The organism is Achromobacter ruhlandii, assembly GCF_002082135.1.
Taxonomy (GTDB): domain Bacteria; phylum Pseudomonadota; class Gammaproteobacteria; order Burkholderiales; family Burkholderiaceae_B; genus Achromobacter; species Achromobacter ruhlandii.
Window position 1 is genome coordinate 5,008,928 of the sequence record NZ_CP017433.1, and the last position, 23,627, is coordinate 5,032,554.

24 protein-coding genes and 1 tRNA gene are annotated in these 23,627 nt (G+C 68.1%); 13 read left to right on the plus strand and 12 right to left on the minus strand.

The genetic code is table 11. From position 1 onward, the window contains the following. Positions 1-4: 4 nt before the first annotated feature. Positions 5-1,228 carry an ABC transporter substrate-binding protein gene (locus tag AruCF_RS22660; RefSeq protein ID WP_144419167.1) on the minus strand — a complete coding sequence of 408 codons (1,224 nt, stop codon included), beginning with the start codon at positions 1,226-1,228 and terminating at the stop codon, positions 5-7. Between the two features lie 138 nt (positions 1,229-1,366). On the opposite strand from AruCF_RS22660, the gene AruCF_RS22665 reads away from it, so the two are divergent. Both AruCF_RS22665 and AruCF_RS22670 read left to right on the plus strand, forming a co-directional pair. After that, positions 1,367-2,143, plus strand: coding sequence for a Crp/Fnr family transcriptional regulator (locus AruCF_RS22665; RefSeq protein ID WP_231891503.1), 777 nt, complete (start codon positions 1,367-1,369; stop codon positions 2,141-2,143). A gap of 112 nt (positions 2,144-2,255) precedes the next feature. After that, the gene (locus AruCF_RS22670) at positions 2,256-2,828 is read left to right on the plus strand and encodes a GNAT family N-acetyltransferase (RefSeq protein ID WP_049076347.1); all 573 of its coding nucleotides are present in this window, start codon (positions 2,256-2,258) and stop codon (positions 2,826-2,828) included. Between the two features lie 43 nt (positions 2,829-2,871). On the opposite strand, the gene AruCF_RS22675 is transcribed toward AruCF_RS22670, so the two are convergent. Together AruCF_RS22675 and AruCF_RS22680 are read right to left on the minus strand one after the other, a co-directional pair. Continuing rightward, positions 2,872-3,927: an RNA methyltransferase gene (locus tag AruCF_RS22675; RefSeq protein ID WP_049076349.1), complete on the minus strand. Its 1,056-nt coding sequence runs from the start codon at positions 3,925-3,927 to the stop codon at positions 2,872-2,874. 83 nt (positions 3,928-4,010) lie between these two features. Then, a complete protein-coding gene (locus AruCF_RS22680) occupies positions 4,011-5,066 on the minus strand; it encodes a DUF72 domain-containing protein (protein ID WP_049076351.1) in 1,056 nt (351 codons plus the stop codon). Positions 5,067-5,282: 216 nt separating this feature from the next. On the opposite strand from AruCF_RS22680, the gene AruCF_RS30010 reads away from it, so the two are divergent. Both AruCF_RS30010 and AruCF_RS22690 read left to right on the plus strand, forming a co-directional pair. Beyond that, positions 5,283-5,822 (plus strand): helix-turn-helix domain-containing protein, encoded by a 540-nt coding sequence (locus AruCF_RS30010; RefSeq protein WP_080977496.1) that lies wholly within the window; start codon positions 5,283-5,285, stop codon positions 5,820-5,822. Beyond that, positions 5,819-7,087 (plus strand): type II toxin-antitoxin system HipA family toxin, encoded by a 1,269-nt coding sequence (locus AruCF_RS22690; protein WP_049076354.1) that lies wholly within the window; start codon positions 5,819-5,821, stop codon positions 7,085-7,087. Before AruCF_RS30010 ends, AruCF_RS22690 begins: the two co-directional genes overlap by 4 nt. A gap of 103 nt (positions 7,088-7,190) precedes the next feature. On the opposite strand, the gene AruCF_RS22695 is transcribed toward AruCF_RS22690, so the two are convergent. The 5 genes from AruCF_RS22695 to AruCF_RS22715 all read right to left on the minus strand — a co-directional run bounded on the left by AruCF_RS22695 (position 7,191) and on the right by AruCF_RS22715 (position 11,708). Next, positions 7,191-7,264 (minus strand) — tRNA-Gly (locus AruCF_RS22695). A 79-nt stretch (positions 7,265-7,343) separates the two neighbouring features. After that, the gene (locus AruCF_RS22700) at positions 7,344-8,330 is read right to left on the minus strand and encodes a Bug family tripartite tricarboxylate transporter substrate binding protein (protein WP_049076356.1); all 987 of its coding nucleotides are present in this window, start codon (positions 8,328-8,330) and stop codon (positions 7,344-7,346) included. 66 nt (positions 8,331-8,396) lie between these two features. Continuing rightward, positions 8,397-9,359: a hydroxymethylglutaryl-CoA lyase gene (locus AruCF_RS22705; RefSeq protein ID WP_083036888.1), complete on the minus strand. Its 963-nt coding sequence runs from the start codon at positions 9,357-9,359 to the stop codon at positions 8,397-8,399. Between the two features lie 40 nt (positions 9,360-9,399). After that, positions 9,400-10,593 carry a CaiB/BaiF CoA transferase family protein gene (locus AruCF_RS22710; RefSeq protein ID WP_049076361.1) on the minus strand — a complete coding sequence of 398 codons (1,194 nt, stop codon included), beginning with the start codon at positions 10,591-10,593 and terminating at the stop codon, positions 9,400-9,402. A gap of 203 nt (positions 10,594-10,796) precedes the next feature. Further along, a complete protein-coding gene (locus AruCF_RS22715) occupies positions 10,797-11,708 on the minus strand; it encodes a LysR family transcriptional regulator (protein ID WP_049076363.1) in 912 nt (303 codons plus the stop codon). Between the two features lie 178 nt (positions 11,709-11,886). Between AruCF_RS22715 and trmB the strand changes: the two genes are divergently transcribed. The 4 genes from trmB (at position 11,887) to lysM (ending at position 14,564) form a co-directional block, all read left to right on the plus strand. Then, positions 11,887-12,657: a tRNA (guanosine(46)-N7)-methyltransferase TrmB gene (gene trmB / locus AruCF_RS22720; protein WP_100504879.1), complete on the plus strand. Its 771-nt coding sequence runs from the start codon at positions 11,887-11,889 to the stop codon at positions 12,655-12,657. Next, entirely contained in the window at positions 12,657-13,598 is a 942-nt protein-coding gene (gene pip / locus AruCF_RS22725) for a prolyl aminopeptidase (protein ID WP_049076367.1), read from the plus strand. Before trmB ends, pip begins: the two co-directional genes overlap by 1 nt. 12 nt (positions 13,599-13,610) lie before the next feature. After that, complete coding sequence (gene thiS / locus AruCF_RS22730; RefSeq protein ID WP_006391536.1) at positions 13,611-13,811, plus strand: sulfur carrier protein ThiS; 201 nt, start codon at positions 13,611-13,613, stop codon at positions 13,809-13,811. Positions 13,812-14,117: 306 nt separating this feature from the next. After that, positions 14,118-14,564 (plus strand): peptidoglycan-binding protein LysM, encoded by a 447-nt coding sequence (gene lysM / locus AruCF_RS22735; RefSeq protein WP_006385755.1) that lies wholly within the window; start codon positions 14,118-14,120, stop codon positions 14,562-14,564. A gap of 181 nt (positions 14,565-14,745) precedes the next feature. On the opposite strand, the gene ffh is transcribed toward lysM, so the two are convergent. After that, on the minus strand, positions 14,746-16,152 hold the full coding sequence (gene ffh / locus AruCF_RS22740) for a signal recognition particle protein (RefSeq protein ID WP_049076369.1): 1,407 nt from the start codon (positions 16,150-16,152) through the stop codon (positions 14,746-14,748). A gap of 106 nt (positions 16,153-16,258) precedes the next feature. Between ffh and AruCF_RS22745 the strand changes: the two genes are divergently transcribed. From AruCF_RS22745 to AruCF_RS22760, 4 genes are all read left to right on the plus strand, one after another. Continuing rightward, positions 16,259-17,101 (plus strand): cytochrome C assembly family protein, encoded by an 843-nt coding sequence (locus tag AruCF_RS22745; RefSeq protein WP_049076371.1) that lies wholly within the window; start codon positions 16,259-16,261, stop codon positions 17,099-17,101. Position 17,102: 1 nt separating this feature from the next. Further along, positions 17,103-17,369, plus strand: a complete 267-nt coding sequence (locus AruCF_RS29280; protein WP_049076373.1) for a PP0621 family protein — start codon at positions 17,103-17,105, stop codon at positions 17,367-17,369. Positions 17,370-17,633: 264 nt separating this feature from the next. Then, positions 17,634-18,212, plus strand: coding sequence for a 1,6-anhydro-N-acetylmuramyl-L-alanine amidase AmpD (gene ampD / locus AruCF_RS22755; RefSeq protein WP_083036889.1), 579 nt, complete (start codon positions 17,634-17,636; stop codon positions 18,210-18,212). Positions 18,213-18,230: 18 nt separating this feature from the next. Further along, on the plus strand, positions 18,231-18,851 hold the full coding sequence (locus AruCF_RS22760) for a glutathione S-transferase family protein (protein ID WP_049076375.1): 621 nt from the start codon (positions 18,231-18,233) through the stop codon (positions 18,849-18,851). 8 nt (positions 18,852-18,859) lie between these two features. Here the strand turns inward: AruCF_RS22760 and AruCF_RS22765 are convergent, their stop codons facing one another. The 3 genes from AruCF_RS22765 to AruCF_RS22775 form a co-directional block, all read right to left on the minus strand. Beyond that, positions 18,860-19,819 carry a tripartite tricarboxylate transporter substrate binding protein gene (locus tag AruCF_RS22765; protein ID WP_049076377.1) on the minus strand — a complete coding sequence of 320 codons (960 nt, stop codon included), beginning with the start codon at positions 19,817-19,819 and terminating at the stop codon, positions 18,860-18,862. Positions 19,820-20,038: 219 nt separating this feature from the next. Further along, entirely contained in the window at positions 20,039-21,073 is a 1,035-nt protein-coding gene (locus AruCF_RS22770; protein WP_049076379.1) for an NAD-dependent epimerase/dehydratase family protein, read from the minus strand. A 5-nt stretch (positions 21,074-21,078) separates the two neighbouring features. Continuing rightward, on the minus strand, positions 21,079-22,554 hold the full coding sequence (locus AruCF_RS22775) for an aldehyde dehydrogenase (RefSeq protein WP_049076381.1): 1,476 nt from the start codon (positions 22,552-22,554) through the stop codon (positions 21,079-21,081). A gap of 91 nt (positions 22,555-22,645) precedes the next feature. On the opposite strand from AruCF_RS22775, the gene AruCF_RS22780 reads away from it, so the two are divergent. Continuing rightward, on the plus strand, positions 22,646-23,587 hold the full coding sequence (locus AruCF_RS22780) for a LysR family transcriptional regulator (RefSeq protein ID WP_049076383.1): 942 nt from the start codon (positions 22,646-22,648) through the stop codon (positions 23,585-23,587). Positions 23,588-23,627 lie beyond the last annotated feature (40 nt).

The following is a 23,627-nucleotide window of genomic DNA, read 5'->3' on the forward strand; positions in this document are numbered from 1 at the left end:
TCTCTTATTTCCAAAGGGCGCAGCGGGTCTCGGCCTTGGTGGTGAAGGCCTCGTTGCCATCGATGGTCTGGACCACCTTGAAGTAGTCCCAGGGCGCCTTCGATTCCTCGGGCGTCTTGACCTGCAGCAGATACATGTCGTGCACCACGCGGCCATCCGGACGCACCACGCCGTTCTTGATGTACACGTCGTCGAGCTTGTTCTCGCGCAGATACGCCAGCACCTTGTCGGCGTCGTCCGTGCCGGTGGCCTTGACCGCGCGCAGGTACTGGATGGCGGCCGAATAGTCGGCCGCCTGCAGCGACGACGGCATGGCGTTGCGGCGCTCGTAGAACTTCCGCGCCCAGGCCCGCGTCTCGTCCGACGCGTTCCAGTACCAACTGTCGGTCAGGTACATGCCCTTGGCCGTCTCCAGGCCCATGGCGTGGATGTCGTTGATGAACATGATCATGCCGGCCAGCCGCATCGTCTTGGTCAGGCCGAATTCGTTGGCCGCCTTGATCGCATTGGTGGCGTCCGCGCCGGCATTGGCCAGCGCCAGGATCTCGGCCTTGCTGGCCTGCGCCTGCAACAGGAACGACGAGAAATCGCTGGTCGACAGCGGATGCTTGACCGACCCTATCACCTTGCCGCCGCCCGCCTCTACCACCTTGGTGGTATCGGCCTGCAGCGCATGGCCGAAGGCGTAGTCCGCCGTCAGGATGTACCAGCTCTTGCCGCCCGCCTTCACCACCGCCGCGCCCGTGCCGCGCGCCTGCGCCACGGTGTCGTAGGCATAGTTCAGCGTGTATGGGGTGCACTGCTCGTTGGTCAGGGCCGGCGCGCCCGCGCCCACCACGATGATGGGCTTCTTCTTGTCGGCGGCCACCTTCGACATGGCCAGCGCCGTGCTCGAATTGGTGCCGCCGATCAGCATGTCCAGGCCGCGCTGGTCGAACCATTCGCGCGCCTTGGCCGAGGCAATATCCGCCTTGTTCTGGTGGTCCGCCGTCAGCAGTTCGATCTTCTTGCCATTGATCTCGCCGCCCATCTCCTCGATGGCCATCTTGATGGCTTCGGCCCCGCCCGGGCCGTCCGGCCCCGAATAGACGCCCGACATGTCGGTGATGAAGCCGATCCGGATCACGTCGTCGGAAATCTGCGCCCGGGCCGCGCCCGCGTGCAGCAGCGCGCCGGCGATGGCGCCGGCCAGGACAGCGCGCGAAAACCTGCGTGGCATTGACAACATACCTGTCTCCTCTTATGGTTTTTTGGCTCTGGGGCCCCGAATATTCTCGGACTGGCCCCGCCAGCGAACAGTCATCATGTTGACAAAGCGCCCTAGGGTTTACCTGGGCGCCCTCACCACGGCGGAACGGGGACAACCATGCGCGCACCGGCAGCCGGAACCGGCCATGAACCTGCCAGCCCGAAGCGGCGAGCCAAGCAAGACCCGGTGGACCGGATGCTGGCCGTCGTGCCCTGGTACAACGGCCTGCCGCGCCTGGAACGCGACGTGGTCCGGGCCGAGCTGCGGGTGGTGTCATTGCAGGCGGGCGAACGCCTGTTCCGCGAGGGTTCGAAATCGCTGGGCTGGTATGGCGTGGTGGACGGCCTGGTGAAATGGTCGTCGCGCGGCTCGGACGGCCGGTCGCTGTCGCTGGCCGGTTTCAGCACCGGCAGCTGGTTCGGCGAGGCCACCATGATCCGCCGCGAGCCGTTCGAATACGAGGTGGTGGCGCTGCGCCCGAGCCAGGTCGTGATCCTGCCGCGCGACACCTGCGAGCGCCTGTGGAACAACAATATCGCGTTCACCAAGGCGCTGATGACCCACCTGGCGCAGCGCGTCAATTGGCTGATGGCCTGCTATACCGGCAACGTGCTGCTGGACGTGGACACCACGGTGGCCCGCGCCGTCGCCGCGCAACTGAACGCCGAGCAGCATTCCGGCACCAACGGCCGCCTCAAGATCTCGCAGGAAGAGATCGCCGGCCTGTGCGGCGTGTCGCGCCAGCGTTGCAACGCCGCGCTGACGAAGCTGGCGCGGGCGGGGGTGCTGCGCACGCATTATGGCGGCATGACGATCCTGGATCGGGAGGGCCTGTACCGGCACGCGAAGCTCAACCGCGAGCCTGCTGATCACCCGGCCGACATGCCCGCATAGCCCGCCAGTCGACCCGGGCGGTCAACGCCACGCGTTTCCGCCGTTCACTGTTTCCACGGTTCACCTGTCCGCGGTATCTTCTCGCCTTCCATTCCCGCTCATCCCGCGCCCCATGATCCCCACCCCGACGGCCCCGGCCGGTCCCCTGCTCACGCCCCGCCTGTCGCTGCGGCAAGCGACTCGCCAGCATGCCCCGGCCCTGCTGGCGTACCACCTTGCCAACCGGGCCCACCTGCGGCCCTGGGAGCCCGCCCGGTCCGACGCGTTCTACACCGCCGCGTCGACCGAAGAACGGCTGGCCGCGATGGAAGCCAGTGCCGCCGCCGGGCAGGCGGTGCACCTGCTGCTGTTCGACAGGACCGACGACAGCCTGGTCGGCACCTGCAACTTCACCAATATCGTGCGGGGCGCCTTCCAGGCCTGCCATCTGGGCTTCTCTGTCGCGCAAGACCGCGAAGGCCGGGGCCTGATGCGGGAATGCCTCCTCGCGGCGACCCATTTCATGTTTGCCGAGCACGGGCTGCACCGCATCATGGCGAACCACCGCCCCGAGAACACGCGCAGCGCGCGCCTGCTGAGCAGCCTGGGGTTCGAGCGCGAAGGCACGGCCCGGGCCTATCTGAAAATCGACGGAAGCTGGGCGGACCACGTGCTGACGTCGCTGATCAATCCCGCCGACGCCTGACCGGCCGTCACGACGCGCCGCCGCGTCCCGGGCAAGGCCGCGTCTACGCGGCTTGCCGCGTGGCGGCGCGGTTGCGGCGCAGTTCCACCACCTGCTCCGCCCCCGCCGCGCGGGCACGCAGTTGGCCGCAGCCGCCGTCCACATCCTGCCCGGCGCTGTTCCTGATCTTGGTCAGCACGCCACGGCGATGCAGCGTGCGCACGATCTCGCGGATGCGTTCGGCCTCGGGCCGCTGGTAGTCGTCGCCTTCCATGCTGTTGAACGGGATCACGTTGAGCACGCCGAACTTGCCCTTGAGCAGGCGCGGGATGGCGTCGAGTTCGTCGTCGCCGTCATTGACGCCCTTGAGCAGCGTCCACTGATACTGGATCGGGTAGCCGGTATCGCGGGCGTAGCGCTCGCCCATTTCCACCAGGTCCCGCGGCGCGATCTTCGGCGCGCGCGGCAGCAGGTGCTCGCGCAGCTCGGCGCGGGTCGTATGCAGCGACAGCGCCAGGGCTGGCTTGACGGCCTGTCGCGGCAGCGCGTCGAACACGCGCGGATCGCCCACGGTGGAGAACACCAGGTTCTTGTGGCCGATATTGCCTTCGGTGCCCAGCAGGTTGATGGCTTCCAGCACGTTGTCCAGGTTGTGCGCCGGTTCGCCCATGCCCATGAAGACCACTTTCTTCACCGCGCGCAGCCGCCGCGCCAGCACCACCTGCGCCAGGATCTCCATGCTGGCCACCTGGCGGATCAGGCCGCTCTTGCCGGTCATGCAGAACCGGCAGCCGACCGCGCAGCCGACCTGGGTGGACACGCACAGCCCGTCTCGCGGCAGCAGCACGCTTTCCACCATCTGGCCGTCGGCCAGGTCGACCAGCAGCCGCGAGCCATCGTGGCCTGCGTGTTCGGAACGGACGCGGGCCAGGCCGTCCAGTTCCGCCGCCAGGGCGGGCAGCGCCTCGCGCAGCGCCAGCGGCAGATAGTTGTCGAAGCGCCGCCGCCACGTGTCGCTGTCGAACGACTGACCGGTCAGCCAGGCGCGCATGACCCGCCCGCGATGGGCAGGCTGGGCGCCTAGGGCGGCGAGACGTTGGTGGAAATCGGCGTAGCGCATGGGGAGCGGATTTTACCGCGCCCGGCAGGGGCGCCCGGCACGCTCGATGCCGGGCGGGGCGGGGCGAGCCGGACAGGCCCGATCTACCCGGCGATGGCCTGGGCCAGTTTCTGGATGGACAGCGGCGCGCAGCCCTCGGCGTCATTGCTGACCGTCACGTAGGCCGGCTGCCCCGCGCCCGTAATGCCGCGGATCGTGCGCGCCAGCGCCGTGCGCGTGGGAAGATCCTCGCTGAGCAGGGCATTGAACGGATCATGCTTCTTCTGCGCGTCGGCATAACCGTATGCGCCGAACACGCGGTTCAGGTTCCAACGGCAGACCAGCGGCCCCGGCCACAGCGCGCGCAGCATCGGCAGTTGCGCGTCGATCGGCGGCATCTTGCCATGCAGCCCCAGGCAGAACGTGGCCCCATGCGCCTTGAGCGTATCGACCAGCGCCTGACCCAGCAGTTCCGGGTCGCGCACTTCCACGGCGACGATCACGGCATCATGCGCGGACAATGCCTCCCGCACGGCGGCCAGCATGCGCCCCAGTTTCTCGAACAGCGATGCCGAACGGCTCAGCATGCCCAGAGGCAACGGACTCAGCTGGAACACCAGCACGCCGAGCTTGGCCCCCAGGCCTTCGAGCGCCGGACGCACGAATTCCTGGACAGCCACCGACGGATCGAGGAAAAGCGGGTTGGCCTGCCGCGTCCTGCCTGCTTCGCCACGCACCTGGGCATCGGTAACGCTGGCGGGGCATTTGACGACGAAACGGAACTCCTCATCGACCTGCCCCGCATAAGCGGCGTACTGGCTCGCCGTCAACGGCTGCCAGAACGTGCGGTCCACGCAGACCGTGCGCAAAAGCGGATGCTGGTGGTAGGCGCCCAGGCCGTGCCTGGACAGCGTGCTCGAATCGTATTCGCCGTCCCAGACCAGCCCTTCCCAGCCGGGATACGACCAGGTGGAGACGCCAAAGCGCAATTGGGCGGGCAGCTGTTGGGCGAGCGCGCGCCATTCCTGCCCCGCGGGCGCGGGAAGCACTTTGGCCATGCCCCGGAGGGCGGAAAGCTCGGGGATGTCAGGAGGCGTTGCCTGCCGCGGGGCCTCGGCCGGAGGGACGGGCAGCGCGTCGCCGAAAAGATCTTCTTGCATTACTTGTCATTCTGGCGCGGATGATGGGCTATAGGGTACTTGAATCACGCTGGCACTTTGGATGTAATTATTTTGGCCATTCTTTTCCAAAAAGAATGAAATATTTTCAGCCCCATATTGCTGGAAAAGCCGTCAGCAGCTCCCTGACTCCTTGAAAACACCTCATAAATGCTAATATTTTGGCATCCAATACCTTAAATAGCTAAAATATTAGCCATGGCGAAAAAGACCGCCCCTCTCCTGCCAGGAACCAGCAAGCTCCTCGTCGAATTTGGTGGGCGGCTCAAGCTTGCGCGCCTGCGCCGCAAGCTGTCCGCCAAACAAGTCGCCGAGCGAGCGGGGATGTCTCCCATGACCCTGCGTTCCCTGGAGGCCGGCGGGTCGGGAGTCACCATCGGGGCTTACCTGTCCGTCATGCAAGTCCTGGGGCTGGCCGACGATCTCGCCAAGCTTGCGGGCGCCGACGAACTCGGCCGACAACTTCAGGACGCTCGCTTGATCAGGAATGCTTCTGTGCATCGCCAACACAGGACCGCCCCGGAGACGGTCGGCCGCCCGTCACCGAACGCCCGAGCGCCGGACAACGCCCCCTCAACCCAGACCAATAGCGCGAAGACGAAGGTCCGCAAGCCGGCGGCTGCAAGCGCGGGGAAGCCGGTGGAAGGCAAACCAGGGAAAAGCGTCGACATCGCGAGTACGGACAGCCTGGCCTCTTTGCTTCGGAAACCGAAACGTAAAGGGAATGCGCCGTCATGAGCATGATCGCCGTATATGCGGATTGGGATGGACTGCCCGGCCCCCAACGACTCGGCTTCTTGCACAGCCGCAAGACCCGGGCGACTGAGCGATTCGAATTCGAATATGACGAAGCCGCGCTCACCTCCCCGCTTTTCCACGGGCTGCAATTGGACCCGGGCATTCAAGCCTTCGGCGGACCACAGTACCCCGTCGCGCCAAGAGACCAATTCGGGGTCTTCAAAGATTCCAGCCCCGACCGTTGGGGACGCCTTTTGATGGATCGAAGATTCGAGCGTGACAAACGCCAAGGTCTGGTGCCGGCGGGGGCCCGTCTATACGAGTCGGATTACCTGCTTGGCGTGCATGATGTGTACCGCGTGGGCGCGCTGCGGTACCGACTCGAGGACACTGGAGATTTCCTCGACAATCGCATCAACCTTGCGGCCCCGCCGTTTACAGAAATCCGCGCGCTGGAGCAGGCCAGCCGTGCGCTTGAGCGAGACCCCGACAACGTCGCGGTCCGGGGACAGGACTGGCTGCGCATGCTCATCGCGCCAGGTGGCTCACTCGGCGGCGCCAGGCCCAAGGCGAGCGTCGTGGACGACGCGGGTCGTCTGTACATCGCCAAGTTTCCGAGCACACGAGATACCCATGACGTCGGCGGATGGGAAATGGTGGTCAACGCCTTGGCCAGCGGTTGCGGCCTCAATGTCGCGGCGGCTCAAGCCCGGAAGTTTGCCAGCGATCATCACTGCTTCATTGTGCGCCGCTTCGATCGCACCGAGGCAAGCCATCGCCTGCATTTCGCCTCTGCGATGACCCTGACTGGCCACAGCGATGGCGACGACGCCTCGACGGGGGCCAGTTACCTGGAACTGGCGGAGGCGCTCATGAACCAGGGCGCGCAACCCAATCAAGATCTGCGAGAACTATGGTCGCGAATCGTCTTCAACATCCTCGTATCCAACACTGACGATCACCTTCGCAACCATGGCTTCATCCTGGTGCCGGGCCTGGGCTGGAAACTCTCCCCGGCGTACGACATGAACCCCGTCCCTTACGCCGACGGTCTCAAGCTGAACATTACCGATGCGGATAATGCCCTGGACCTGGAATTGACTCGACAGATTGCCAGCTACTTCCGCCTGCCCCTTCATGAAGCGGACGAGATCATCAACGATTTCCGGGACGTTGTCGGCCAATGGCGAACCCTGGCCCAAGGACTGGGCCTATCCGCATGGGAACAGGACCGAATGGCAGAGGCCTTCCGCCTTGCCGCATGATGCGCGATTGACGCGGATATCACGCCGCGCACACCGGCTGGCGCGGCGGCCCATGCGAGCATGGCACACGGCCCATTGCGAGTCAGACAAGGAACTGGAGAATTGGAGCGGGTGAAGGGAATCGAACCCTCGTATGAAGCTTGGGAAGCTGCCGTTCTACCATTGAACTACACCCGCTCGGGTGTCGTGCCCCGGCACAAGACCGGAGCAGAGGCAGGAATTATAGCCTGGGTTTTTCCGCCCCAGGCCAGCGCCATCAGTTCGCCGTGATCCCCGCCGCCTTCACCACCTTGCCCCAGCGGTCCAGCTCGGCCTGGGTGTAGTCGCCCAGCGCCTTCGGCCCCATGAATTCGGCCTCGGCGCCCTGCTCGGCCGCCTTCTGGCGGAAGGCGTCGGTCTGCATGATCTTCTGGATTTCAGCGGCGATCTTGTCCACCACCGGCGCGGGCGTGTCCCTGGGCGCGTACATGGCGAACCAGGACGAGACGATCAGGTCGGGATAGCCGGCCTCGGCGGCGGTGGGCACGTCCGGCAGCGACGCCAGGCGCGTGTTGCCGGTGACGGCCAGCGCGCGCAGCTTACCGGCGGCGATCTGGCCGAGCAGCGGCGGCGGCGTGGTGATGGTCATGTCGACGGCGCCGCCCAGCAAGTCGTTCAGCGCCGGGCCGGTGCCCTTGTAGGGAATGTGGGTGATCTGCGTGCCCGCCATCTGGTTGAGCAGTTCGGTGGCGACCTGCTGCAATGAACCATTGCCGGACGAGGCGTAGTTGAGCTTGCCCGGGTTGGCCTTGGCGTACGCGACCAGGTCTTTCAGCGACTTGATCGGCAGGTCCGGCCGCACCACCACGACCTGGGGCGCGGACAGCACATTGGCCACCGGCGCGAAATCCTTGATCGGATCCCAGCCGGAGGTCGGCGTGACGTGCGGGGTGATGACCTGGAAGCCCGAATATTGCAGCAACAGCGTGTAGCCGTCGGGCTTGGCGCGGGCCACCGCCTGCGCGGCGATGCCGCCGGAGGCGCCGGGCTTGTTCTCGACAACCACGCTCTGGCCGAGGGCGGCGCCCAGGGGCTGGGCGATGAGCCGCGCGGCGATGTCGGTGGTGCCGCCGGGCGCGGCCGACACGATCAGCGTGACGGGACGGTTGGGAAAATCCGCCTGGGCGTGGGCGGCGCCAGCGGCGGCCACGCCCAGCGCGATGGCGCAGGCGCGTAGAACGGGAACGAAACGGAAAGCGGTCATGCGGTTGTCTCCTTGCTGTTTTTGTATGAAGCGCCCGAGGGCCGGGCGCGTGGTGTGAAGCAAAACCTAGGCGGCGTCGCCGGCCGGCCCGAACCGCTCCGCCAGCCACGCGGGAGGCGGATGCGCGGCCAGGCGCGGTCCGGCGCGCAACAACGCCATGGGCAGCTCGCGGCCGACCAGCCCCGGCAGTCCGCGCAGGATGGCAAGCAGCGATTCGAGCGACACGCCCGTCCGCACACCCATGCACTCGAACATGTGGACCAGTTCTTCGGTGTTGACGTTGCCGCTGGCGCCGGGCGCGTACGGGCAGCCGCCCAGGCCGCCGGCGGCGGCGTCGAAGCGGGTGATGCCGGCCTGCCAGGCGGTGACGGCGTTGGCCAGCGCCATGCCGCGCGTATTGTGCAGGTGGACGGTAAGCGCCACGCCCGGCAGGCGCCGCGCCGCGGCGGCGCACAGTTCGCCCAACTGATTGGGATAGGCCATGCCGGTGGTGTCGCACAGCGTGATGCCACCGGCGCCGGCATCGACCAGGCGGGCGGCCAGGTCCAAGACCTGTTCCGCCTGCACGTCGCCGTCGAACGGACAGCCGAAGGCGGTCGACAGCGACACATTGCAGGGCGCGCCGGCGCGCGCGGCGGCGGCCAGCACCTGGCTGAGTTCGTCGAACGATTGCTGGCGGGTCATGCGCAGGTTGGCGCGGTTATGCGTCTCGCTGCAAGACATGACCAGGTTCATCTCGTCGACGCCGGCTTCCAGCGCCCGCTCCAGGCCGCGGATATTCGGCACCAGCGCCGTATAGATCACGCCGGGCCGGCGGCGGATGCCCTGCATCACGGCGCCCGCGTCCGCCAGGGCCGGAATGGCCTTGGGCGAGGTGAAGCTGGTGACCTCGATGCGGGCAAAGCCGCAATCGGACAATGCATCGACGAAGGCGATCTTGTCTTCGGTCGGCACCATGCGCGCCTCGATCTGCAAGCCGTCGCGCGGGCCGACCTCGTTGATTTCCAGGACGGGGGAACCGGTGTTCATGAGCGCATCCTCGCTGCCGGATTAAGGGGAATGGCGCGGTTCATGCGATCACGCCGCGCGCCCGCAGCGCCTCGCGCTGTTCCGGGCTCAGGCCCGCTGCCGCCAGCACCGCGTCGGTGTGCTCGCCCAGCGTCGGCGCGCGCTCGCGCACCGCGCCCGGGTTGGCCGACAGGCACGGAAACACCGCCGGCATGTCCACCGCGATGCCGCTGGCGGCCTCCAGGCGGGTGATGGCGCCGCGCGCCTGATAGTGCGGATCGTGGGCAATATCAGCCACCGAATAGATGCGGCCCGACGGCACGTCGGCTTCGCGCATGGCCTGCAACACCTCGTCGATGCTGCGTTCGGCGGTCCAGGCGCCGATGGCCTGGTCGATCTCGGCCACGCGGCGGGCGCGGCCGTCGTTGTGCGCCAGCTCGGGATCGCGGCCCAGGTCGTCGCGGCCGATGCGCGCCATCAGCCGGGTGTAGATGGCGTCGCCATTGCCCGCGATCAGCACGTAGCCGTCGCGGCACGGATAGGCGTTGGACGGCGCGATGCCGGGCAGCGATGCGCCGGCCGGTTCGCGCACCGCGCCAAACACCGAATACTCCGGCAGCAGGCTTTCGCTGAGGTTGAACAGGCTCTCGTACAGCGCCGCGTCGATGACCTGCCCCTGGCCGCCACGGGCATCGCGCTGGTACAGCGCCAGCAGCACGCCCAGCGCGCCATGCAGGCCGGCGATGGTGTCGCCCAGCGACAGGCCGGCGCGCACCGGCGCGCGGCCGGGCTCGCCATTCAGGTAGCGCAGGCCGGCCATGGCTTCGCCAATCGCGGCAAAGCCCGGCTCGCGCGCCTTCGGCCCGGTCTGCCCATAGCCGGAAATGCGCAGCATGATCAGGCGCGGGTTCAGCGCGTGCAGGGTCTCCCACGACAGGCCCCACTTCTCCAGCGTGCCGGGGCGGAAATTCTCGATCAGCACGTCGGCCTCGGCTGCCAGCTGGCGCACGATGTCCTGGCCTTCGGGCTGGCGCAGGTCCACGCACACGGACTGCTTGTTGCGCGACTGCGCCTCCCACCACACCGAGGTGCCCTCGTGCAGCAGGCGCCACTTGCGCAGCGGATCGCCCTGCCCCGGCGGTTCGATCTTGACGACCTGCGCGCCAAAGTCCGCCAGCGTCTTGGCGGCGAACGGCCCCGCGATGAGTTGTCCGAGTTCCAGCACGCGTATGCCGGCGAGTATCTGCCCTGCCATGTCGCCTCCCGGGCGCATCCAACCGATGATGGCCCGCAGTGTGCGTCATCGCCCGGGGCGGCGGAATGGACGATTCGGGAAGGGGGCATTCCCGGATCGAGAAAGCCCGGCGCGGCGGCCGCGCCCCGGCCGGACAGGCCAACCCGGACAGGCCAACCGATTGCCGGCCGCCACGAAGCGCTTTTTTGCGTGCGAGCAGGCCTCTAGGCCGTGCCCGAGTCCTGCGCGCCGCGCAGATGCGCCAGCAGCAGCCGCGCCGCCACCGGCAGCGCATCGGCATCGCGCACGCCCAACAGCAGCCAGCGACGCGCCCAGTCGTCGGACAGGGCAATCAGGCGGATCGGCATGGAGCGCGCATGCGGCTCGGCCGCCAGCCGCGGCAGGATGCCGACTCCGCGCGTGGCGGCCACCATGCGGCAGATGGCGTCGAAGCTGCGCACCTGGATGCGCAGCCGCATGTCGCGGCCCAGCCGGCCGCTCTCGTCGGCCAGGCGGGTGGCCAGCGAGGTCGCGGGCGGCAGGCCGACGTAGTCGTAGGCCAGGGTATCGGCGAACGCCACGCTGGCCTGGCGCGCCAGCGGATGACGCTGCGGCACAATCAGCACCAGCTCGTCGAGCCGGTACGGCACGGTGGCCAGGCCCGCCGCCGGGGTGCGGTCCGCGAACACGCCGATGTCGGCGCGGTTCTCCAGCACGGCCGTGACGATGTCGCTGCTGTTCTGCTCTTCCAGGTCGATGCGCACGGCCGGATGCGCTTCCATGAAGGACGCCAGGTCTTCCGGCAGGAACTGGGTCAGCGACGAGGTATTGGCGGCGATACGCACCTGCCCGCGCACGCCCAGGGCATAGTCGGACAGGGTGCCCGCCATCTGCTCGACCTCCTGCAGCACCCGCAGGGCATGGACCAGGCAGGCCTGGCCCGCCTCGGTCAGCTCGACGCCGGCCGCGTTGCGGTAAAGCAGCTGGGTGTCCAGCGCGGCCTCCAGGTCGGAGATCCGCTTGCTGGCCGCCCCCACCGCCAGGTGCGACGCGCGCGCGCCGGCCGAGATGCTGCCCTGGCGGGCCACCGAGACGAAAAGCGAGAGCGTGACGAGGTCGATGCGGGCGATATTCATGATGGACGCGCGGCGCCAGGCGGACGCCGCGGCTGCACTATAGCGCGCAGGCCCGGGGCACCCGCCCCCGCTGACCGTCCGCGATAAGTCCCCATTTAAACCAAAAGGCGGACTGCAGCCCGGCGGGGCTGCCACTACAATCCCGCCTATGACAACGAACAGCTCTGCGACTCCCCCCGTGAACACCCCCGCAACACCCGGCAACCCCGACGCGCCCGCGCCGGTTTCCCCCCAGACCGAAGCCGCGCTGGCCAGCGCCGCGCACGCCCCCAACAGCCCGGGCGCCACCCACATCCGCAGCTTCGTGCACCGCCGCGGCCACATCACCCAGGGCCAGTTGGCCGCGCTTGAGCAACTGCTGGGCAAATGGTCGATTCCCTACGCCGCCAGGCGCCTGGACCCCGCCGCCGCCTTCGGCCGCGAAGCGCCGACGGTGCTGGAAATCGGCTTCGGCATGGGCGAGACCACCGAGAAGATCGCGCTGGCCCGTCCCGGCGACAACTTCCTGGGCGTGGAAGTGTTCAACGCCGGCGTCGGCTCGCTGCTGCGCCGCATCGAGGATTCCAGCATCCCCAACCTGCGCATCATCCAGCACGACGCGGTCGAGGTGGTGCGCGACATGATCGCGCCGGACTCGCTGGCCGGCGTGCACATCTACTTCCCCGACCCCTGGCCCAAGAAGCGCCACCACAAGCGCCGCCTGATCCAGCCGCCGTTCATCGCGCTGCTGGCCAGCCGCATCGCGCCGGGCGGCTATATCCATTGCGCCACCGACTGGGAAGACTATGCGGTGCAGATGCTCGACGTGCTGGGCAACGAGCCGCAACTGAAGAACACCACGGACGGCTACGCGCCGCGCCCTGATTACCGCCCCCTGACCAAATTCGAGACGCGCGGCCTGCGATTGGGCCATGGCGTCTGGGACCTGATCTTCAAGCGAGTCGCCTGATGCTCTACCCCGCGATCGAACCCTACCGCCACGGCATCCTGGATACCGGCGACGGCCACCAGGTCTACTGGGAACTCTGCGGCAACCCGCAGGGCAAGCCCGCCGTGTTCCTGCACGGCGGCCCCGGCAGCGGCTGCTCGCCGGTGCATCGACAACTCTTCGATCCCAAGCGCTACAACGTGCTGCTGTTCGACCAGCGCGGCTGCGGCCGCTCGACGCCGCACGCCGGCCTGGACAACAACACCACCTGGCACCTGGTGGCCGACATCGAACGCCTGCGCACCGAAATCATGGGCGCCGACCAATGGCTGGTGTTCGGCGGCTCGTGGGGTTCGACGCTGGCGCTGGCCTACGCCGAAACGCATCCGCGGCACGTCAGCGAACTGGTGGTGCGTGGCATCTTCACGCTGCGCCGCGCCGAAGTGCAATGGTTCTACCAGGAAGGCGCGTCGTGGCTGTTCCCCGATCGCTGGGAAGAGTACCTGGCCCCCATCCCCGAAGCCGAGCGCGGCGACCTGGTGGCGGCGTACCACAAGCGCCTGACGGGCAATGACCCCGCCGAGCAACTGCGCGCCGCCAAGGCCTGGAGCAAATGGGAAGACAGCACCATCACGCTGCTGCCCAGCCCGCGCCACCAGCAGAGCCACGCCGCCGACCGCGCCGCGCTGGCCTTCGCCCGCATCGAGAACCACTACTTCGTCAACGCCGGCTTCATGGAAGAAGGCCAGTTGATCCGCGACGCCCACAAGCTGCGCGGCATCCCCGGCACCATCGTGCAGGGCCGCTACGACGCCTGCACCCCCGCGCGCACCGCCTGGGACCTGCACCGCGCCTGGCCCGAGGCCGAATTCCATATCGTGCCCGACGCGGGCCACGCCTTCGACGAACCCGGCACGCTGGCGCGCCTGATCGCCGCCACCGACGCCTACGCCAAACGCTGAGGAGACCGACCCATGCACATCACCCTGAACGGCGACGCCCGTGAATTTCCGCTGGACACCACGGTGAACGAACTGCTCGAAACGCTGGGCTATGCCGGCAAGCGCGTGGCGGTGGAACGCAACGGCGAGATCGTGCCCAAGAGCCAGCACGCGCAGACCGCGCTGACCGACGGCGACCAGGTCGAGATCGTGGTGGCGGTGGGCGGCGGCTGAGCCGCGGCGCGGCCGGCAAGCGGCGATCGCCCCCTGCAAAAGGGCTGCAGCAATGCAGCCCTTTTTTTCATCATCCTGACGGATGGCTAGCAACCTGTTACACGATTACCCCCCTCAGGCGACGACGTGGCGAGTCATAATCGTTGATGCTGGCGCGTCCGGGCCCGGCCCGGCAAACAGGCTTGAACGCCGCCGCCCCGCCCGCGGGACCACGGCAACGCCGGCATCGTGCGCAGAAGTCCAGGGACCGCGCGCCCTGACACGCATCGCTCTTTCTCTCACCGCAACATAGACAAAGGAAACACGATGGGTCTGCTCAATTTCATCAAGGACGTTGGAGAAAAACTCTTCGGCGCTAGCGAAGCCAAGGCGGCCACGCCGGATGAGCTGAAGAAGGAACTCGACAAGCACGGCCTGAATGCCGATGGCCTGCAGATCTCGGTCGACGGCGACAAGGTCACCGTGACGGGCGAGGCCGCCAACACCGAGGCCGCCGAGAAGATCGCGCTGGCGCTGGGCAACACCGTTGGCGTGGCCGCGGTGGACAACCAGTTGAAGGTCAAGCAGGCCGCGCCCGAGGCCAAGATGTACACGGTGCAGAAGGGCGACAACCTGTGGAAGATCGCCGAGGCGCAATACGGCAAGGGCCAGGGCGCCAAGAACACCCTGATCTTCGAGGCCAACAAGCCGATGCTGACCAGCCCCGACAAGATCTACCCGGGCCAGGTGCTGCGCATCCCGCCCCTGTCGTAAGCCACGAAACAGAATGGGCCCTCGCGGGCCCGTGTCGCGGCGCAGAACCCCCTGCCTGCCGCGATGATTTGGCCAGGCGCAACGCCTGGCCATTTTTTTGGTGGAAATCCCCGCGGGCAAGCGCCGGCAGTCAGCGGCAGCCCCGAGGGACCGGCCCCGCCGCCGGGCGCCGGCGTGCCGGTCAGCCCTTCATGAAGCGGCCCATGCCCTTCATGCCGCCCATGGCGCGCATCATCTTGGCCATGCCGCCCTTCTTCATCTGCTTCATCATGCCCTGCATCTGCTCGAACTGGGCCAGCAGGCGGTTGACTTCCTGCACCGGCACGCCCGAACCCGCCGCGATGCGGCGCTTGCGCGAGGCTTTGATGAGTTCCGGCTTGGCGCGCTCGGCAGCCGTCATGGAATTGAGGATGCCCTCGGTGCGGCGCAGCTGCTTTTCGGCCTGGCCGCCCTGCAGCTGGCCGGCGGCCTGCTGGAACTGGGCCGGCAGCTTTTCCAGCAGCGAGCCCATGTCGCCCAGCTTCTTGACCTGGCCGAGCTGGTCGCGGAAATCGTTCAGGTCGAACTTGTTGCCCGACTTGATCTTGGCCGCCAGCTTCTGGGCCTCGGCGATGTCGATGTTCTTCTGGGCCTGCTCGACCAGCGAGACGATGTCGCCCATGCCCAGCACGCGCTGCGCCATGCGCTCGGGGTAGAACGGCTCCAGGCCGTCCAGCTTTTCCGAGACGCCGACGAACTTGAGCGGCTTGCCGGTGACGTGGCGCACCGACAGCGCCGCGCCGCCGCGGGCGTCGCCGTCCAGCTTGGTCAGCACCACGCCGGTCAGCGGCAGCGCCTCGGCGAAGGCGCGGGCGGTGTTGACCGCGTCCTGGCCCTGCATGGCGTCGACCACGAACAGCGTTTCGACCGGCTTGACCAGGTCATGCAACGCGCGGATCTCGCGCATCATGGCCTCGTCGATGCCCAGGCGGCCGGCCGTGTCCAGGATCAGCACGTCGTAGTGGTGACGGCGGGCGTGGTCGACCGCGTTGCGGGCGATGTCCTCGGGCTTCTGGCTGGGATCGGACGGCAGGAAATCGACGCCGACCTGCGCCGCCACGCTCTTCAACTGGTCGATGGCGGCCGGGCGGTAGACGTCGGCGGACACCACCAGCACCTTCTTCTTGCCGGTCTTGCGGCCGTGCTGGGTGTGCTGGCCTTCGCTCAGCCAGCGGGCCAGCTTGCCGGTGGTGGTGGTCTTGCCCGCGCCCTGCAGGCCGGCCATCAGGATGACGGCGGGCGGCTGCACGGCCAGCGACAGTTCGCCGGAATCGGCGCCCAGGTCGCCGCCCATGAGGGCGGTCAGTTCCTTGTGGACCACGCCCACCAGGGCCTGGCCGGGGCTGAGGCTGCTGGCGACTTCTTCGCCCAGCGCCTTTTCCTTGACCCGGGCGACGAAATCGCGCACCACGGGCAGCGCCACGTCGGCTTCCAGCAGGGCCATGCGCACTTCGCGCAGCATTTCCTGGGTGTTGGCCTCGGTCAGGCGGGCTTCGCCGCGCAGTGTCTTGACGACGCGCGACAGGCGTTGAGTTAGGTTATCGAGCATGAGAGGCGTTTCCGCTTAAACTAGTTGATTGAACGGTGGCCGCAGGCGCGGATTCTGCGCTGTCGGGCGGCATGCGCCCCCAGGCCCCATCCAGACAACGGTTTCTATGTCACTAGGCATTGTATTTCACACAGCGGCCGCCTTGGCGTACGCCGTGCTGGGAGGGTCCCTCTGGATCCGCCTGGCGGGCGCCGGGGAAGTCGAGCAAACGGGCAAAGTCGCCCGTCTGTGCCTGCTGGGAGCCCTGGTTCTCCATGGAATCGGGCTGCAACAATCCATGCTGGGGGCCCCGCACCTGTTCATCGGGTGGGCGCTGGCCCTGTCGGCCGCCATCTGGCTGGGCATGGTCGTCTTCTGGCTCGAAAGCCTGCTGGTGCGCATCGACGGCCTGCAATTGCTGCTGCTGCCGGCCGCCACCCTGGCCAGCGGCCTGGCCGCCCTGTTCCCCCAGGGACAATTCGTGCCCCACGCCGACAACGCCTGGCTGCGCGTGCATTTGCTGATCGCGCTGGGCGCCTACGGGCTGATCACCATCGCCGCCCTGCACGCCATGCTGATGGCGCTGCTCGACCGCCACCTGCACCGCCCCCTGGACGCCCCCGCCGAACGCAGCATCATCGGCCGCGTGCTGGACTCGCAGCCGCCGCTGCTGGTGCAGGAACAACTGCTGTTCCGCATCATCTGGATCGGCTTCGTGGTGCTGACCCTGGCCGTCGGCTCGGGCTCCATCGCCTCCATGAAGCTCACCGGCCAGATCCTGCCGTTCGACCACAAGACCGTCTTCACCCTGCTGTCCTGGTTCACCTTCGGCGTGCTGCTGGCCGGGCGCCACATCTGGGGCTGGCGCGGCCGCGTCGCCCTGCGCTGGACCCTGACGGGGTTCGGTTTCCTGATCCTGGCCTACACCGGCAGCCGGTTCGTGCTGGAAGTCATTCTGCATCGAGGCTGACGTGGGCAAACTGCTGTTCTGGATCGTCATCATCATCGGCGTGCTCTTTGTGGCGCGCATCGCCGGCCGCATGGCCGCCGCCCGCCAGGATTCCCCCGCCAGCGCCAAGCCGCGCGCCATGCCCAACCCGCCCGCCACCGGCGCGCCGGAGGCCATGGTCCGCTGCGCCCACTGCGGCATCCACCTGCCGCGTTCCGAGGCCCTGCTGCAGGGCGGCCAGACCTGGTGCAGCCAGGAACACGCCCGGCTGGGACCGGCGGCGAAATAAAAGGCGGGTCTGAACGACGGGCCGGCCCGGATCCGCGGGCCCGCCCTCCCGCCCTCCCGCCATCCCGCCATCCCGCCATCCCGCCATTCCGCCATTCCGCCATTCCGCCATTCCGCCAGCCCGCTAGCCCGCCAGCCAGCCAGGAGAGGCTCGCCCATCACAGGACGCAACGACAGCACCGCCCCCCGGTGGGCCCCGCCCTCATTCGCCCCCTTTTCACACGCACGGCATAATGCACGTTGGATACCAACCTGCTTTCCTCCCATGCCCCTGCTTCTGGATCGACATGGCTGGCTGGCGCCGGCCCCGGGCGTTTCCCGGCTGCCCTCCCCCAACTGCGACGCGCGTCCCCAGGACGCCCAGGTGTCGCTGCTGGTGCTGCACAACATCAGCCTGCCGCCCGGCCAATTCGGCGGCCCCGAGGTCGCCGGCCTGTTCCTGAACACGCTGGACTACGGCTCGCACCCCTGGCTGGAACGCCTGCGCGGCCTGCGGGTATCGGCGCATTTCTTCATCCGCCGCGACGGCCGCATCGTGCAGTTCGTCTCCACCGATGCGCGCGCCTGGCATGCCGGCGTCTCGCGCTTCGCCGGCCGCGAGCGCTGCAACGATTTCTCCATTGGCATCGAGCTGGAAGGCACCGACACGCTGCCCTACACTGACGAACAGTACCTGGCCCTGCGCCGGCTGACGCCGGTGCTGCGCGCACGCTACCCCCTAGCGGCCGCCTGGGGCCACGAACACATCGAGCCGGGCCGCAAGACCGACCCGGGGCCCGCTTTCAACTGGACGCGCTTCGGGCGCGACAGCGGCTTTGCGCGGCGGCAGTTGCCGCCCGTCTGACCCTTACAAGGACCGGTTATGTTGAAGATCTGGGGACGGCTGACATCCGTCAATGTGCAGAAAGTGATGCTGGCCGTGCGCGAACTGGCGCTGCCGCACACCTTCATCGAGGCCGGCGGCCCGTTCGGTGTGGTCGACACGCCCGAGTACGCCAAAATCAACCCCAACCGCACCGTGCCCGCCATCGACGACGGCGGTTTCGTGCTGTGGGAATCGAACGCCATCGTGCGCTACCTGGCCGCCCGCTACGGCGCCGGCACCCTCTGGCCCGAGGACGTCTGCCTGCGCGCCGACGCCGACCGCTGGATGGACTGGCAGACCACCGAATGGCAGGGCGCCATGGGCCCGGCCTTCCTGGGCCTGATCCGCACGCCGGAAGAAAAGCGCGACCACGCCGCCATCGACCTGTCGGTCAAGCGCAGCAATGCCCGCGCCCAGATTCTGGACCAGGCGCTGCAAGGCCGCGAGTTCATCGCCGGCCGCCACCTCACCATGGGCGACATCGCCCTGGTGTGCTCGGCGCACCGCTGGCTGGCGCTGCCGATCGAGCGGCCGGACACCCCGGCGTTGTCGGCGTGGTACCGGCGCGTGATGATGCGGCCGGCGCCGCAGGGGGTGTTGACGTTGCCGTTGGAGTAGCGCGCGCCCTACTCCACCCAAGGCGTATTCGCCCAGATCTGCCGCAGCCGCCCATCATCCTGCTTCAAGCGTTCCTGCCACTGCGGCCCATCCAGGTAATCCATCTCGGTGAACTGCTGCTTCATCTGCGCCTGGAATTCCGGATTGGCGGCCACCTTGCCCAGCGCCTGGCGCAGCTTCTCGGCGACATCCGCCGGCAAGCCCTTGGGCGCGACAATGCCGCGCTCGGACGCGAACACCAGGTTCACGCCCAGCTCCTTGAAGGTCGGCACGTCCGGCCCCAGCGGCGAACGCGTCGCGCTGGCCTGGGCCAGCACGCGCATGTTCTTGCCGTGATAGGGCATGACTTCGCCCAGATTGAGGCCGCCGATCACGGTATGCCCGCCCAGCACCGAACTGCGTAGCGGACCCGCGCCGTTGTAGGGCACGTGGTTGAGCTTGGTGCCGGTCAGGTTCTGGAACAGCACCAGCGCCAGGTGATCATCGGTGCCCACGCCGGTCGAGCCATAACTGATCGACCCCGGCTTCTCGCGCGCCGCCTTGATCAAGGCATCCAGCGTCTGGTACGGGCTGTCGGCGGCGACGCTGAAGGCGCTCGGGTCGCGCACCAGGTTGGCCAGGTAGGTGAAGTCGGCGGTGGTGAAGCCGGCCTTGCGTTCGATCGGCAGCGACACCAGCCCGGGCATGTTGGTCATGGCCAGCGTGTAGCCATCGGGCTTGGCGCGCGCCACGTACGACAGCGCGATGGCGCTGGACGCGCCCGGCTTGTTCTGCACCACGATGGTGGTGCCCAGCTCCTTTTCCAGGAACACCGCCAGCGAACGCGCCGTCAGGTCGGTGCCGCCGCCGGGCGCGAAGCCCACCACCAATTCGATGGGATGGTCGGGCCAGGCCCAGGCCGGCCACGCGGCGCACAGCGCGGCCACGGACAGCGCGGCGCGAGCGGCCGCCTTGCGTGTAAAGAACATGGTTGTCTCCTGTGTGGGTACTGCTGTTGTTATGCGTTGTGATGAGCCGGACAGGCCGGCCAGTCACGCGGGACGGCTGCGACGGCCGCCTCGGGTCAAATTGTTCGCTCGCCGACAGGCAGGGACTGCAGGCAGACGCCTTCCCTCCTCGACGCGCGCCGGCATTCTGCGCAGCCATCGGCAAGCCGCCTAGGCCGGAACACGCGCCAGGCATCGCGGTTACCCCCCCTTCTTGCCCCCTTCCTGCGCCTCGCGCCACGCCAGCAGGCGCGTCACGCCTTCGGCCATGCCCACTTGCGGCTGCCAGCCGATCTGTTGTCCCGCCAGATCGTGCGGGATATGGAAGGCGCCGCCCGAGGTCAGGCGCACGGTGCTCGGAGGGTCCGGCCGGATCTCCGGTTCCAGGTCGCTCTTGCAGTAGTCGAGCACCAGCCGCACCAGCTCGCCGGTGGTGATGGGCGCCGGGCCGGACACGTTCACCGCGACATCGGTCGCGTCGCTTTGGAACGCGGCGACGTTGGCGCGCGCCACGTCCGAGACGTGCACGAAGTGCTTGGTGTCGCTGCCGTCGCCGGGCAGCAGGGGACGCTCGCCCTGGCGCACGCGGTCATAGGTCTCCATGATGTACAGCGAATTCGCGGCGCGGTAGTGCTGGCGCTCGCCATACACGGTGGAATAGCGCAACACCACATAGTCCAGCCCGCACTTCTGGAAGTACTGGCGGCACAGCTGTTCGCCCATGATCTTGGAGGCGCCGTACAGGATCGCCGCCGGCGGTGCGCCAACGGAATGGAACGGGCCGTTCTCGGCCAGCGCGCCCGCGATGCCGCTGCCGTAGCCATAGACCGCGTTGGACGAGGCGAACACGAACTTCTTCACCTTGTTGGCGCGGCACGCTTCCAGCATGTTCTGCGCGCCGCGGATGTTCACGTCCACCGCTTGCCACGGCGTCTGCGCGAAACCCAGCGTCATGTAGGCGGCCAGGTGCAGCACGCCGTCCACGCCTTCGGTCGCGGCCAGCAGGTCGGGCAGGCGCATCAGGTCGCCGCGCACCACTTTCACGCGCGGATTGTCTTGCAGGTGGGCGATGGCCTCGGGCGTGCCAAACGCGAAGTTGTCCAGCAGGATCACCTCGCGCACGCCGGCGGCCAGCAGCGCGTCGGCGGTATGCGAGCCCACCAGGCTGGCGGCGCCGGCGATCAGGATGCGGGCATCGGCCAGCGGCAGCGCCGCGCTTTTCTTGTCGGTCGTCATGTGATTCACAGTCCCATCGGTTGATTGTGCATGCCCCAGTACAGGCTCTTGACCTGGCTGTAGAGGCGCAGGCCATGCAGGCCCTTCTCGCGGCCGATGCCGCTGGCCTTGAAGCCGCCGAACGGCGTGGCGATGTGCGATTGCTTGTAGGTGTTGATCCAGACCGAGCCCGCCTCGATCTCGCGCGCCACGCGCCAGGCGCGGGCATAGTCGCAGGTCCACATGCCGGCGGCCAGGCCGAAGGGCGTGTCATTGGCCTGTTCGATCACATCTTGCTCATCCTCGAACGGCAGCGCCACCAGCACCGGCCCGAAGATCTCTTCCTGGCAGACGCGCGCGCCATTGCCAAGGCCGTCGATCACCGTGGGCAGGTAGAACCAGCCGTTGGCCAGCTCGGCGCGATCCGGCGCGGCGCCGCCGACCAGCACGCGGCCGCCTTCGGCACGGCCGATGTCGACATAGCCGGCCACCTTGTCGCGATGCGCGCGCGACACCAGCGGCCCCATCTGCGTGGCGGGATCATCGGGCAGGCCCACGCGCACCTGGCGCGTGCGTTGCACCAGCGCCTCCATGAAGCGGCCATAGATGGACTTCTGCACGAACAGGCGCGAACCGGCCACGCAGCTTTGCCCGGCCGAGCCGAAGATGCCCGACACCACGCCGGCCACGGCGCGGTCCAGGTCGGCGTCGTCGAACACGATGTGCGGCGACTTGCCGCCCAGCTCCAGGCCCACGGGAATCAGGCGCTGGCCGGCGATGCCGCCGATGGCGCGGCCGGTCTCGGTGCCGCCGGTGAACGACACCATGCGCACGCCGGGATGCTTGACCAGCGCGGCGCCGACGTCTTCGCCGTGGCCCGGCAACACCGTCAGCAGCCCTTCCGGCAGGCCGGCCTCGGCACAGATGCGCGCCAGTTCCAGCGCCAGTTGCGGCGTCTCCTCGGACGGCTTGAGCAGCACCGCGTTGCCGGCCGCCAGCGCCGGCGCGGCCTTCTGCGCCTCGTTCATGATGGGCGAGTTCCACGGCGTGATGGCCGCGATCACGCCGAACGGTTCGGCCAGCGCCATCGAAAAATACTCGCCGCGCGGCGAGGTCATCTCGTTCTGCCAGGTCTCGCACACCGCGGCGTAATAGCGGAAATGCCCGGCCGCGCTGTCGACCATGTTCAGGCATTCCTTCCACGGCTTGCCGCTGTCGATCATCTGCAGCCGCGCCAGCGGCTCGCGTTCGGCGGCCAGACGCCGGCCGATCTCGTACAGCGTGGCGGCGCGCTGGTCGGGGCGCAGCTTGCGCCACGGCTGGCGCTGGAACGCGTCCCAGGCGATGGCGACGGCGGCATCCACGTCGCGCGGCAAGGCGCGCGCAACGATGCCGGCCACGCTGCCGTCGGCGGGATTGATGGAGGTGATGACGGCGTCGCCGTCCTGGCCGTGGCGCCATTCGGCGCCCAACCGGAAGGGCTTTGGGCTCGATGCTTGCATAAGGTCGGGGCAATCCAGAGGTCTCGGTAGACGCATCATCGGCCGGCCGACTATTAGGCACAATTCGATATTTTTCTTATATTCTTAGTCCATGGCTATGAATATCAAGTACCGATCGCTCAAGGCCTTCCTGCTGGCGGTCGACACCGGCTCGTTCACCCACGCCGCCAACCAGCTGGGCGTGACGCAGCCCTCGTTCACCGCGCTGATCCAGGATCTGGAGGAGGTGCTGGGCCTGCGCCTGTTCGAACGCACCACCCGCAGCATCAGCCTGACCTCGGCCGGGCAGGACTTCCATGCCCGCGCGCAGCGGCCCATCGCCGACCTGGAGGAAGCCTATCGCAGCCTGGCCGACCTGGCGGCGGTGCGGCGCGGCAACGTCACCCTGGGCGCCCTGCCCTCGACCGCGCTGGCGCTGCTGCCCGTGGCGGTCGGCGCGTTACGCCAACTGCATCCGGCGCTGAAGGTGCGCGTGGTCGAGGCCCACAACGACGAACTGGTGGCCATGCTGCGCACCAACCAGATCGAGTTCGCCGTCGGCGCGCTGGCCGAGCCGGCGCCGGACCTGTCGTTCGCGCCGCTGGCCGAGGATTGCTTCTGCGCCATCTACCCGGCCGGCCATGCCCTGGAGAAAAAGCGCGGCCCGCTGCACTGGCGCGACGTGCTGCGCTATGACCTGATCCTGCTGTCGCAAGGCTCGAACGCGCGCCAGCAGTTCGACCGCGCGGTGCGCGAGGAAACCGGCGCGCCCGCCACCGCGCTGCGCTATGACGTGACCAACATGGGCACCGCCGCCGGCATGGTGCGCCAGGGCCTGGGCGTGAGCGTGCTGCCGCGCCTGGCGCTGCCGGAATTGAACCTGTCGGGACTGCGCGCGGCGGCGCTGTGCGATGCCTCGGCGCGCCGCGCCATCGGCCTGCTGCACCGGCGCGACCGCTCGCTCTCGCCGGCCGCTCAGGCGCTGGCGGCGCAGCTGGAAACGGCCATGGACCAGATCGCAGGACGGCTGTTGCCGTTGCCGCCCGTAAAGTGAGCCGGCCGCCGGCGGCGCCTGTCAGCCAGCGCAAGCGGCC